Consider the following 12,407-nt stretch of genomic DNA (forward strand, 5'->3'; position numbering starts at 1 on the left):
CATTTTTTCACTTCCCTTTCTGGTTTTTATTGCTTTTATTCTACCAGATTTTTGGGCGTTTGTCGACTGTTCTTTCAGTATAACATATCACATGAAAAAGTGATGATCTTCTGGTCAGCCTCTTGCATTCACCCAAAAATTATGTTATAATAAAAGAAATAATATCCAAAAAGCGGGTGAAATAATGAACAGCGAAAACGATTTCGAGGAGAAAGATAAACAAACCGGCAGAAAGCCACTGGCGACCGAGCTGTATTTTGTGATAATAATTGCTGTGTTTGTCGTGGTTTTCGCAGCCGCTTGGCTTTTAGATACCGAGGATGATAAGGCTGAAATATACTATAAAGCGCCTGAGGTCACGGAAGCTTATACCGATATTTTCGATAGTAAGCAAGCTACAACGAAAGTTTCGATAGAAGAAACGCACTTTCCGATAGATATAAATCTGGCGACAGTGGATCAACTCTGCGAAATCAACGGCATTGGCGAGGTGATCGCACAAAAAATTATAGATTATCGCACAGAAGTTGGAATTATACATGATCTAAAAGAGCTTGAACAGATCAGCGGCATTGGCGAATCGACCATCAAACTGCTGGCAGAAAACGTTTTCGTTTCAAATTCTGACTACATACCGTTTACCACTACGATAGCGACGACTACAAAAATTACCACAACTGCCGTTAAAAACACAACCACGCGGGAGATCACAACGACTGCACCGCCGGAATCAGAAGTTCCCGAACCTGAATTCGAGGACGATTCGCCGCGTGAGGTGCATATCAACTATGCAAATGCAGATGAAATTGCTGATAGCTTGAAAATATCACACGAATTGGCTGAGCAGATAGTGTCGGTTCGCGAGCAGATCGGAGGATATTCGACACTGGAGGAGCTGTATCTTGTCGATTCGATGACTCAGAATATCATGCTGCAAATAATGGATCATATCGTAATAGACTGATAAGAGTACAATAAAACGGACAGATATTAGTGAGGTGTTTTTGGATATTTATAAATATTTTAAACACCACTTGACAAACAAATGAAAATGGTGTATAATATTTTCAATACATTTGAAAGGAGGCTAAAAGCCAAAATGGACGATAGTGACAATGATAATGATAACTGCAACTATTGCAGTAGCATTGCCGCATTCTTTTCTGAATCGAATAGCTTTGATCGGGACATATTTCGCCATCTAATCGAATAGGCGAGTTATGTCTTTTTGTGTTTTTATCAACTATTTTATTTTAATTTGGAAAGGAAATATAATTATATGAAACAAATAGTGCTGCAGATAGTACTTATCTTACTGAACGCAATATTCGCAGCGACGGAAATTGCAGTAATATCCATGAACGATCAGAAAATGGCAAAAATGGCTGATGGGGGTGACCGTAAAGCTAAGCGGCTTGTTTGTCTCACATCGCAGCCGTCAAAATTTCTTGCAACGATACAGGTCGCAATAACGCTTTCGGGTTTTTTGGGAAGTGCGTTCGCCGCAGACAACTTTTCCTCGCAGCTTACTGGACTTATTATGAAGACAGGAATTGGCATTTCTGAGAAAACGATAAGCACGATCTCGGTCGTGATTATAACAATATTGCTCTCGTACTTCACTTTGATCTTTGGCGAGCTTGTGCCAAAGCGTGTGGCAATGAAAAACTCTGAAAAACTGGCGCTCGCTATATCTGGACTGATCACATTTGTATCGAAAATTTTCGCTCCGATCGTTTGGTTCTTGACTTTATCCACAAATGTTGTGTTAAAATTGCTCGGGATCGACCCTAATGCGAATGAAGAAGCGGTCACAGAAGAGGAAATCCGTATGATGTTAGATCAGGGGCGCGAAAAAGGAACAATCGATGAAAACGAGAAAGAAATAATCGATAACGTTTTCGACTTTGACGACACACATGTAGAAACTGTATTTACACATCGCAAAAAGGTTGATTTTATATCCACAAAGGACGATATTGACGATTGGAAGCGCGTTATCTATCGAAATATACATACGAAATATCCCGTTTGCGGCGAAAATTTCGATGATATTATCGGTGTTTTGGACGCTAAAAAGTACTTTCGACTTGAGAATAAGACTCGCGAAAACATCCTAAATGAGTGTGTTTCGCCTGCATATTTCGTTCCTGAAACCGTCGCCGCCGACGTTTTATTTAAAAATATGAAACAGAGTGGCAATCATTTTGCAATCGTACTTGATGAGTACGGCGGAATGTGCGGTGTTATAACGATGACAGATCTTGTTGAGGAACTTGTTGGTGAAATTGATCTATAAATTACATTTTATAAACATTTCTGCATTATTATGTATATAAGCAGCCGGAATAAACGCCGCAGCCACTTTCGTGTGGCCGCGGCGTTTTGTTTAGCAATGATATTCGGCGATGGTTCGCAGCATTTTTTCGTCGATCGGGTAGCAGGCGCTCGCGAGTTTCGCTTTGTTTTTCAGCATATCACCAATGCTCAGCTCCAAAATGTTACGCGGGATTTCGCAGCCATTGCAAAGTCTTGCGATAAAGTTTTTCAGCTCGAAGAAGTCATTATAACCAAGCTGTTCCATTATTTGCTTTTGACAATTAGCGGGGGCATTCTCGATAAATGGCGGTAAAAACACCGCGCATGCCAAGCCGTGAGCGATTTTACACTCGTAAGTAACGCGGTAGCTCAGTCCGTGTGGGATAGATGTGCCAGTGTAACGGATAGCAATTCCAGCGAATACAGAAGCTGACATGAGTTTATCAAGTACATCATCAGTAAAATTGTGATCTGCAAGATCATTTTTCGCTTCGCCCCAAATCGTCAGACCTTTTTCAACGGCTTTTCGGCTTTTCACATCGGATTTCGCGTGCAGAAAGCTTTCGCAAAGGTGCGCCAGAGCGTCGAGCGCTGTGCTTGTTATGATTTGGTTGGGCGCAGCTTTCAAATATTTGCTATCAACAAAAGCTATCTCAGGGAAAATTTGATGTGAGATAGATTTTTTGGTATGGCTGCTGTGAAGCGTAAGAACAGAAACTCCTGTGACCTCTGAACCGGTCCCGCAGGTCGTTGGGACGGCGGCTATGGGCAAGTGGGGAGCGTTTGGTATGGGTGTGTACAAGAAATCTTTGTTAAATTTGCCGTTTGCTATAAGTAAAGCGATCGCTTTTGAAGCGTCAAGAGGCGAGCCTCCGCCAATTCCTATGACAAAATCGACGATTTCAGAAGCTCCGTACTGCGCACCCGCGACCACGCTCTCGACCGATGGGTTTTCCTCGATCTTGTCAAAAACTACATATGGGATATTGTGGGTCGCAAGTGCTGCGGTTACATCGTCGAGTGAGCCGTTTTTTCGCGAGGAATTGCGCCCTGTGACGATGAGCGCTTTTGTTCCGAGTGCGCAAAGTTCGTTTGAATGTGCTAAAACGCAGTTGTTTTCATGGTATAATCTAGTTGAAATGTCAAAATTCATAATATCACCGTTTCATCTAAATGCTTTTATAAATAGTATAATACAACTTGCGTCGTTTGTCAATACACCGTCTGACGTGCAACAAAAGTTAATTTTATATTGACAAGTTAATAATTTTGTGATACAATATATACAGATTCATGCGCGTTTTTCGCGGTAATAAAGTGCAATTTGACAATGTGCACGGTTCATAACAGTACAAAAATCTGTACTGTTAAATTTTTATGGAGATAAACATGATAATAAGTGTAAATGTGAAAAAACTAGGAAAGAAGATTGCTTCGGTCGAGCCTACGCCGTTTGAGATCGAGGGTATTCCAATGACTGCGGAGGAGCTTGTGACCGCCTGTGTGCGAAGCTGTGTGGCGGCATACAATAGTCGAATCGACAACTGCGAGCCGCGGTGTATTTCTGACGAGCAGTTTGCGGCAATGGAGGCGGCAGGCAAAATGGCGTTTGGTCTGCCTTTTTCTGACAAAAAAGCGAACGTGAACGAGGCGGTGCAGACGGCTTTGCAGGCGTTTGACGATGGGCTGTTTCGCGCATTTGTCGGCGAAACGGAGCTGGAATCGCGCGAACAAGAGATTAAGATAGGCGAAAACAGCGAGGTTACGTTCATAAGATTAACAATGTTGGCAGGGAGGATATGGTAATGGCAAATTCTGAGAGCTATAATGTGTGGAGGCAGGCGCACGCGACGGCGATCGAAAACGCGCGCAACAAGCTTCCGACTGAGATCAGGCAGTTTCTTGACGGCAAGCATAATTGCAAACTTTACAAAGAACTCTATACATATCTGGCAAAAGGCGGCGCTCCGTCCAAGTTTATTAACAAAAAAATGGGTGCGATTTTTGGTGGATTGCTGAATGAAAATGGCTGGATAGATAAGAAATACAAAAATGATCTGCTTTGGGCTGTCGATAACTGCACCAAATGGCAGTATTCGTCAAGCATTTGGCGTAGGTCGTTTCGTTCATCAAGCTACACGGCGTACCTGCAATCGAATTTCATTTTGAGTCAGCTGGAGAATTATGCAAGACTCGGTTGGCTTGAAAGCTCGCTTGAAGATGCTCTTATGGGAAATTTATCAGAAAATGAAAACCAATATTTTTACAAAGATGGATTTAGCCTCCCGATAAGCACTCTGTTAGCGGCACATCTGGACGCTGGCGACAGTAAGGTTTTTGCCGCTTTAAAGCACGTTATCATGGATGACGGCACGAATATCAGCCTGGAAATTATTCGCGGCGTGATGATGAGCAGCAATGTCGATGCGCACAATCTGATCTGCCAGTTTTTGGTCGCCGCACGTTTGCAGGAGGGTCTGCGGCAAGCGATATGCGAGTCCGCCGACAGCGGTACGATCGAAGCCCTGCGCGCGGTCGTTGAAACCATCAAGGCGCACGATCTCATTAGATTTTCGGCGGTCAAGCGCGCGATTTTTACTTGGTGCGGAATTTTTGCGGACAAGCCCGAGTCGCTCGACCGAATTGCTGGCAAAATGCTCGACCTTATCGCCGAATGTCTTGCTGACAGGGCGGCGCGCGACGCGTATCTTGAGAGCGAGGACGCGATGCAGATATACATTGCGCTGTGGGCTTATTCGGCGGATGACGCGCGCGTTGGTGCGCAGATCTGCCGTAAACTGGCAATGGGTGAGAGCCGTCATCGACGTATGGTCGCGGGAATTTTTGCAAGCCAGTTTGAAAACCCTGACTTAGAGAATGAGTTGGGCAAGTTTGCGCTTGAAAATTTTGCCGATGATACCGAATGTTTGGCGGTGTATTTTAATCATTTTATGCCTGATATTAACATGGCGCTGAACAATGTTGCCTCGGATAATCGCCAGGGGCCTTACGAGCGGGAAAAGAAAGAGCCGCCGAAAAGCCGCGTGTACGCTGATCTTTCGGACTATTTCGAGAGCAGGGATGAAGCGGAAAAGTTCCGCGGCATATTGCTTAAGACCCGCGAACTGTTTACACCAAAAAAGAAAGAATTTGACTTTACCCCCTGCGTATTTCCGTGGATCTCGGTCAAACTCAAGCGTATGGACGTCGCGGCGAAACTCTGCTGGATCGCATCTGCGCTGCAAGACAACACGCTGATCGACGAGGCGTGCGGAATGCTTGCGGAGGTCGATAGCGATATTCGCAATAATGTGCTGCGAATGTTGGTGACATTTCCTGAAACTGACATCCAGCGTAACACATTGGTCAACGCGATTGCCGACAAGGAGAGCTACACTCGCAGTTTGGCGATAAAAATGGTCGAAAATATCGAGCTGACGGACGATAATTACCTCATGCTGGAAAATATGCTTCGCTTGAAAAATTCTGAAACGCGAACTGCCGCAATTGAACTGCTCGAAAAGTTGGACGATGAACGTCTGTACGGCGTTTGCGAGCGGCTTTTGGCGGATAAAAACGGAGAAAAGCGCGCGGCGGGTCTGGACATGGTGCTTCGTCTGAAAAAACAGCCGGAGCGTGCGGAGCTTTTTGCGCGGACAAAGGCGTTGGCGGCGGCAATGCAGAGCGATATTTCGCGCGAAAAGATCTTACTCGACCAAATTCTGGACGAGGAAAATTCTGAACTGCCTGCTGATTGCGGTCTATACAAGCTTGAAAATTGTAAGATCGCGCCAATTGACAAGCAGTTTGTTGACGATAGCAACAAAGTTTTCTGCCGTTATTTTCCTGAAAGTGAGTTGGCTGGCAGCGATAAAAATGCAGATAAGGCAGATTGTGCTGTTGCTCTTAAGAAGTTGGACGCGTTATTGGATGCGCATAAAAATGATGAATTTACAAATTATTGGGGAGAAACAAATCTACTGGGTAATGCACATTTGCTAATTATCAGTCATTGCCCAAAGAGGATTTGCTTTGAGGAACTTTGGGATGAGTTTTATCAGACCGATGTCGGCTCACCCGAGTTGCTGCTAAGAATGTACATAAAATTAAAAGCGTACAGAAAAATGGACAAATACGTTACGTTTAAAAAGGCCGGAAAGGCTGCAGCGGCAAGGCTTTTCGGCGCTGATCTTGCCAACCCCATCGACGTACATTTTCTTTGCAAGGACATCGTGCAGTATCTGTATGATAAGTTTGTGCCAATGGACGTCAGACGTAAAATCGCCATATCTGTCGCAAATTGGCTTTACACGCTGGACGACAAAACGCTGAAAGTGAAGATCAGCGGTGAGGAGGGCGTGCAGCAGAGCTACGGCAGACACGGTAGGGAATTTGACCCGGAGCACCGTTCACTGCTGGATCAGGTGCAGATCGACACGGTGCTAAACTGGCTTTTTGAAATGGAAAACAACGAGTTTTTCGCGAAGATGATCGTTGTGAAGACCGCGCTGACCGATCGCCTTGATGGCTTGGCGGGTATGTATTTCGGCGATTACGAGGAGCAGAGCGTTTACGCGCTTGACGCGCCGACCGCCGATGAGCTTGTACGCGCCTGCGCGATGGGCGTGATAAATGACGACGAAATGTACCGCAGACTGGTCAATTCGGATGATCTTGGCGATGTGCTTAGCGCTCTTAGCGGACATATTAAAACGATTCGTGAGCGTGACAAGCTTGTTGCGGCGCGCAGCCGGTGGAATATGGGCGGAAATAGCAATTTGCGCGGTTTGATTGGCGATCACGATATGGATAAACTGACTGAGATCGACAAAAATGTAATTGCAAAAGCGGAAGATGTCTACAATAAGTTCATTGGCGTGGTGCTAGGCGAGGAACTTAACCGCGGCGACAGCGAAACGCGGTTCTCGCCCTACATTACGTCGATCAAGCGCATTTATGGCGTGGAAAATTACGTTAAAATTTTGGCTGCGCTGGGCAAGGAAACCTTTGTGCGCGGCTACATTTACGGTTCGCAAAGCTCGAAAAAGGAAACGCTCAGCCACCTCATCAGTGTTTGCGTGCCGAATGAGGGCGACACCGCCGAGAAGCTGCGTGAGCTAGTCAGGGGCACTGATATTACCGAAAAGCGGCTTATCGAGGCGGCAATGTACTCGCCCGAGTGGCTGGATATTACCGCCGAATACCTCGGCTGGGATGGGTTTAAGTCTGGCTGCTGCTATTTCATGGCTCATATGAACGAATCTTACAGCGATAAGATCACGGCGCTTATCGCAAAATACACGCCGATCTCGGTTGAAGATCTGCAAAACGGTGCTTTTGACATTAAGTGGTTCAAAGATGCCTATGCGACGCTTGGCGAGAAGCGTTTTGCGATGCTTTACGATGCTGCGAAGTACATTTCCGACGGCGCGAAGCACTCCCGCGCGCGTAAATATGCCGACGCGGTGCTCGGAAAGCTCGACCCCGAGGAAGCGAAAACGGCGGCTTCGGTCAAGCGCAATAAGGATATGCTGATGGCATATTCGCTTATCCCATGTAATGATGACGAAATTATGCAGAAATACCTTTTTATACAGCAGTTTATAAAAGAAAGCAAGAAATTTGGCGCACAGCGCAGGGCAAGTGAAGCTGCCGCTGCGGAGATCGCAATGCAGAATTTGGCCTTGTCGGCAGGATCAAGCGACGTTATGCGCCTGAAACTGCGCATGGAGAGCGAACTTTTTGAGAGCATACGTCCACTGTTTGAGCCAAAAAATGTTGGAGAAGTAAGCGTATGGTTGGAAATACGCGATGGAAAGACCGAGATCGCCTGCGAAAAAGGCGGAAAACGGCTGAAAAACGTGCCTGCCAAGCTGAAAAAGGACGAGTACATCGTCACGTTGACCGAAAGGCGCAAGCAGCTGACCGATCAGTACCGCCGCACGCGCACGATGCTGGAGCAGTCTATGGAGGATTCGACGGTGTTCACACTGAGCGAGATCGTCGGGCTGATGAAAAATGACAGTGTGAAGCCTTTGCTGGAAAATCTTGTGTACTGCTTTGACGGCAAATGCGGCGTGCTGAAAGACGGCAGGCTTTGCACAGTCGGCGGCGAGGAGATCTGCGCGGACGGGACGAGCGAGCTGCGAATTGCGCACCCGTTTGATATGTACGCTGACGGAAGCTGGCGTGACATACAGAAATATCTATTTGATGATCAGATCGTTCAGCCGTTCAGACAAGTTTTCCGCGAGCTTTATATCAAGACTGCTGAGGAGCTGGAAAACTGCGAAACGCCGCGATTTGCGGGCAATCAGATACTCGTGAAAAAGACTGTCGCCACTTTGCGCGGTCGCCGTTGGGTATGCGATCTGGAGGACGGTCTGCAAAAAGTGTACTATAAGGAAAATATTGTTGCGAAATTGTATGCCCTTGCCGACTGGTTCTCGCCCTCAGACATCGAAGCGCCGACGCTCGAGCACGTCAGCTTCAGCGACCGCGTGACCGGTAAGCCGATCAAGATCAAGGACATTCCCGACATAATTTTCTCAGAGGTCATGCGCGACGCCGACCTTGCGGTTTCGGTCTGCCATGCGGGTGAAGTTGACCCCGAGCACAGCCACTCGACCATCGAAATGCGCGCCGCGATACTGGAATTTACGCTGCCGCTCTTCAAGCTGAAAAATTGCGAGGTCAAGGGCTCGCACGTTTTGATAAATGGTACGCGCGCGGATTATTCGGTGCACCTTGGCAGCGGAATTTGCCATATTCAGGGCGGCGCGGCGCTCAACATTCTGCCCGTTCATTCTCAGCACCGCGGAAGGGTATTTCTTCCATTTGCAGACGACGACCCGAAAACAGCCGAAATAATCTCGAAAGTGTTGCTTTTGGCGGAGGATAAGAAGATCAAAGACCCATTCATACTTGACCAGATACACTAAATATTAGCAGAATCGCATGGGCGGACGGTGAAGGCTGTCCGCCTTTTTGTGAAAATTCGCGCGTTAGACGAGTTGAGTTCGCAAAAAAAGTTATTGATAGGCAGTTAAAAATGTGTTATAATAATGTAAAGGAAGCTTGGAGGTAGGTCAGATGAAATTGAAAATTTCGGAAAAAATTCGCCATTTGCGCACGGGGCGCGGGCTGACGCAGGAGCAGTTGGCGGAGGACTGAACGTTTCATTTCAGACGGTGAGCAAGTGGGAGCGCGGCGACACCTGCCCCGACGCGGCAACGCTTCCCGCCGAGCCTGACTTGCACACTTCGCTTCTTGCGGAGGGCGGTCGCTGCGATGATTTTTACCAACAGGACGGCTATCATCCCACGCAGGTGAACGGCTTGTTGACATCTCTGTACTTTTACGAAGTAATGACGGGCATCGAACAATAAAATACCATATGAGATATATCGAATTTGTTTAAATACTACATATAGTATTATATTTGTATACATGATAGTGGGAACATATATATGCTTCCCGCTTTTTCATATGTATTAAAAGATATAGTAACAATATGCAGATATATGTCATAATATATGACATAGGGCAGAAATATCTGTCAGAAATATGGAGGTGCTTGATATGGAAGCATTAGACGCTGCATTTTTCGGGAAGATCTACGACCCGAAAGATGAGGACGCGGGCGACTGCGAGGTCACGGCGGGCGCATTTCCTAAGGAAACGCCGATAGCTATGGCATATGTTCCGTTCCAAAAATGGGAGAAACCGTATGACGTTATGACAGCTTTAGCGCGGGGAACGATATTTCCGTCGCTGGATAAGCCGTTTATTGGAGAGGAGGCGGTTCGGCGTGCTGCGAAGTGAATTGTCTGAAAAACAGAAGCTGCTGCGAAAGGTTCAGGCGTCGAGGTTCGCGCTAATCGAGGCGAATTTGTATCTCGACAGCCACCCGACCTGTCGCGAGGGGCTGAAATATTTTCGTGAAAAACGTGCGGAAGCCGATAAGCTTATAAAAGAATATGAAACCGAATTTGGCCCGCTAACAGCTGCGGCAAGTCACGCAGAAGACTGCTGGGAGTGGGTAAACACGGCGTTTCCGTGGGAAAGGGGAGAGAGCTGATGTGGCAATATGAAAAAACGCTGGAGTACCCTGTGAACATCAAAGATCCGAACCCCGCGCTCGCGAAGGTCATCATCTCGCAGCTTGGCGGGCCTGACGGCGAAACGGGCGCGGCGATGCGCTATCTCAATCAGCGCTACGCATCGCCTTGCAGAAAAGTTCAGGGCATTCTGACTGATATTGGTACCGAAGAGTTGGCGCATGCCGAAATGATCTCGGCTATACTTTATCAGCTCACCCGCAATTTGTCTATGAAAGAGATAAAAGACTCGGGATTTGATACCTATTTTGTCGATCACACTACAGGAATTTACCCGATAGCGGCGTCAGGCGTTGCATATACTGCCGATTATATCCAGTCTACCGGCGACCCGATTGCCGATCTGACCGAAGATCTTGCTGCCGAGCAGAAAGCGCGGCTGAGTTACGACAACATTCTCCGTCTTACTGACGATCCCGACGTTCGCGACCCGATAAAGTTTCTGCGCGAACGCGAGATAGTGCATTTTCAGCGCTTTGGCGAGGGTCTGAGATATATTCAGGATCAGCTTGATTCTAAAAACTTCTACGCTTTCAACCCTGCATTTGACAAATAAATTCGTTTTGAGCGGACTGCTGTATGATTGCAGCAGTCCGTTTTATTGTACATAAATATGCAATAGTACGATAAAATGTACATAAAGATCGGCTCAAGAATTTACCGAAAGGTTTTAAGGATGAGTTATTTTCATGTTGATTTTCCTTGTGCCGAGAATTTTGTTGCCCGTGTTACACAGAGCTGGAACGATGAAACCGTACTGCGTGATGCGCACGCCGCCCAAGAACAAATCCTTGATACGCGCGATACAGATAGCGCGCAGTGCGGTTCCTCAACAACATAGAGTAAATCGTGTAAAAAAATAAAACCTACTGCATTTACAGTAGGTTTTGTTAGATTGGCGGAGACGGAGAGATTCGAACTCTCGAGCCTAGTTAAAGGCTAACGCATTTCGAGTGCGCCCCGTTATGACCACTTCGATACGTCTCCATAGAACGTTATATATTATACCATGTAAAAACACGTTTGTCAAGGGTTTGCGTTAGATTTAACATTTTGTTAAAAACTATGAGTGCACAATTGCGTTTGTGTACTAATTGTACAAATTGAAGTTAAAAAGCATCGCGCTATATGTGCAAGTCTACAAAACTAAAAAAACTTTGCGGAAAAGTGTTGACAAAGGGGCAAAATAAGTGTATAATATACAAGTCGGTTGACGAGGAAAACCTCAGAAAGCGACACTAAATATGGCGGTATAGCTCAGTTGGCTAGAGCACTTGGTTCATACCCAGGGTGTCACCGGTTCAAATCCAGTTACCGCCACTTGATGGCCCGTTGGTCAAGCGGTTAAGACACCGCCCTTTCACGGCGGAATCATGGGTTCAATTCCCGTACGGGTCACCATTACGCAATCCCACAGATGGCTTAAAATAGCCGTTTGTGGGTTTTCTTTTTTCTAAAAATCAGGTTTTGGCACTTGTTTGGCACTTATTATCTTTTAACTATTAATTTGGGTATCCGCAGAGCTTTCGCTCTGCGGTACTTTTTTTGCTCATAATGCCAGCACCTGCTGCTCGGTCTCAGTTTCGGTATCGTCCTCGGCAGGACTTTCTTCCTCTGTGCCTATATCGTTTGTGAAGCTCAGGGCGTTGCTTATCGCATCACAGTTGCGAGCCTTGGCTTCCTGCAACATATGAGAATACAGATTCAAGGTAGTTCCTACGACGCTGTGTCCCATATCCGAGGATACCGCTACAACGTCTACGCCTTCAAATATAAGCAGGCTTGCATGGAGATGTCGCAGTGAGTGGATATTCCTGAACGGCACTCCGATACGCTCACAGTAGCCTTTCAGCCACTCGAACGGTGTCTGCGGATTCATAGGTGCTCCGTTCCATTTTGTGAACAGCCTGTCATTGATTTTGTCAATAAAACTTGACACATTGACCGCAAGGATTTGAAGTTAAGCAG

Annotated in this window: 10 protein-coding genes and 3 tRNA genes; 10 read left to right on the forward strand and 3 right to left on the reverse strand. The window is 46.4% G+C overall.

What is annotated here, in order from left to right; all coding sequences use genetic code 11:
* Positions 1–184: 184 nt before the first annotated feature.
* Positions 185–964 (forward strand): ComEA family DNA-binding protein, encoded by a 780-nt coding sequence (locus tag LI114_RS12205; protein ID WP_227220913.1) that lies wholly within the window; start codon positions 185–187, stop codon positions 962–964.
* Positions 965–1,279: 315 nt separating this feature from the next.
* Positions 1,280–2,299 (forward strand): hemolysin family protein, encoded by a 1,020-nt coding sequence (locus LI114_RS12210; RefSeq protein ID WP_227220914.1) that lies wholly within the window; start codon positions 1,280–1,282, stop codon positions 2,297–2,299.
* 90 nt (positions 2,300–2,389) lie between these two features.
* Here the strand turns inward: LI114_RS12210 and LI114_RS12215 are convergent, their stop codons facing one another.
* Positions 2,390–3,472, reverse strand: coding sequence for an iron-containing alcohol dehydrogenase family protein (locus LI114_RS12215; protein ID WP_227220915.1), 1,083 nt, complete (start codon positions 3,470–3,472; stop codon positions 2,390–2,392).
* 236 nt (positions 3,473–3,708) lie between these two features.
* Between LI114_RS12215 and LI114_RS12220 the strand changes: the two genes are divergently transcribed.
* The 6 genes from LI114_RS12220 (at position 3,709) to LI114_RS12245 (ending at position 10,995) form a co-directional block, all read left to right on the forward strand.
* Positions 3,709–4,125 (forward strand): hypothetical protein, encoded by a 417-nt coding sequence (locus LI114_RS12220; RefSeq protein WP_227220916.1) that lies wholly within the window; start codon positions 3,709–3,711, stop codon positions 4,123–4,125.
* Positions 4,125–9,260, forward strand: coding sequence for a DUF4132 domain-containing protein (locus LI114_RS12225; protein ID WP_227220917.1), 5,136 nt, complete (start codon positions 4,125–4,127; stop codon positions 9,258–9,260). Before LI114_RS12220 ends, LI114_RS12225 begins: the two co-directional genes overlap by 1 nt.
* Positions 9,261–9,509: 249 nt before the next feature.
* The gene (locus LI114_RS12230; protein ID WP_227220918.1) at positions 9,510–9,707 is read left to right on the forward strand and encodes a hypothetical protein; all 198 of its coding nucleotides are present in this window, start codon (positions 9,510–9,512) and stop codon (positions 9,705–9,707) included.
* A gap of 193 nt (positions 9,708–9,900) precedes the next feature.
* Positions 9,901–10,143 (forward strand): spore coat associated protein CotJA, encoded by a 243-nt coding sequence (locus tag LI114_RS12235; RefSeq protein ID WP_227220919.1) that lies wholly within the window; start codon positions 9,901–9,903, stop codon positions 10,141–10,143.
* Positions 10,130–10,399 (forward strand): spore coat protein CotJB, encoded by a 270-nt coding sequence (locus LI114_RS12240; protein ID WP_227220920.1) that lies wholly within the window; start codon positions 10,130–10,132, stop codon positions 10,397–10,399. The genes LI114_RS12235 and LI114_RS12240 overlap by 14 nt, the downstream gene beginning before the upstream one ends.
* Positions 10,399–10,995: a manganese catalase family protein gene (locus LI114_RS12245; protein WP_227220921.1), complete on the forward strand. Its 597-nt coding sequence runs from the start codon at positions 10,399–10,401 to the stop codon at positions 10,993–10,995. The genes LI114_RS12240 and LI114_RS12245 overlap by 1 nt, the downstream gene beginning before the upstream one ends.
* A gap of 340 nt (positions 10,996–11,335) precedes the next feature.
* Here LI114_RS12245 and LI114_RS12250 read toward each other — a convergent pair.
* Positions 11,336–11,426, reverse strand: a tRNA-Ser gene (locus tag LI114_RS12250).
* Between the two features lie 259 nt (positions 11,427–11,685).
* Between LI114_RS12250 and LI114_RS12255 the strand changes: the two genes are divergently transcribed.
* Together LI114_RS12255 and LI114_RS12260 are read left to right on the forward strand one after the other, a co-directional pair.
* Positions 11,686–11,759, forward strand: a tRNA-Met gene (locus LI114_RS12255).
* 6 nt (positions 11,760–11,765) lie between these two features.
* Positions 11,766–11,840, forward strand: a tRNA-Glu gene (locus tag LI114_RS12260).
* A 148-nt stretch (positions 11,841–11,988) separates the two neighbouring features.
* On the opposite strand, the gene LI114_RS12265 is transcribed toward LI114_RS12260, so the two are convergent.
* Positions 11,989–12,378, reverse strand: coding sequence for a tyrosine-type recombinase/integrase (locus LI114_RS12265; RefSeq protein ID WP_227220922.1), 390 nt, complete (start codon positions 12,376–12,378; stop codon positions 11,989–11,991).
* Positions 12,379–12,407: the final 29 nt, after the last annotated feature.

Source organism: Ruminococcus sp. 210702-SL.1.03 (genome assembly GCF_020559915.1).
In the GTDB taxonomy this organism is placed as follows: domain Bacteria; phylum Bacillota; class Clostridia; order Oscillospirales; family Ruminococcaceae; genus YE71.

What these genes read in the sequence shown, in the direction of transcription:
- LI114_RS12205 (WP_227220913.1), top strand. Translation starts at nt 185, where the DNA reads ATGAACAGCGAAAACGATTTCGAGGAGAAAGATAAACAAACCGGCAGA.
- LI114_RS12210 (WP_227220914.1), top strand. Translation starts at nt 1,280, where the DNA reads ATGAAACAAATAGTGCTGCAGATAGTACTTATCTTACTGAACGCAATA.
- LI114_RS12215 (WP_227220915.1), bottom strand. Translation starts at nt 3,472, where the DNA reads ATGAATTTTGACATTTCAACTAGATTATACCATGAAAACAACTGCGTT.
- LI114_RS12220 (WP_227220916.1), top strand. Translation starts at nt 3,709, where the DNA reads ATGATAATAAGTGTAAATGTGAAAAAACTAGGAAAGAAGATTGCTTCG.
- LI114_RS12225 (WP_227220917.1), top strand. Translation starts at nt 4,125, where the DNA reads ATGGCAAATTCTGAGAGCTATAATGTGTGGAGGCAGGCGCACGCGACG.
- LI114_RS12235 (WP_227220919.1), top strand. Translation starts at nt 9,901, where the DNA reads ATGGAAGCATTAGACGCTGCATTTTTCGGGAAGATCTACGACCCGAAA.
- LI114_RS12245 (WP_227220921.1), top strand. Translation starts at nt 10,399, where the DNA reads ATGTGGCAATATGAAAAAACGCTGGAGTACCCTGTGAACATCAAAGAT.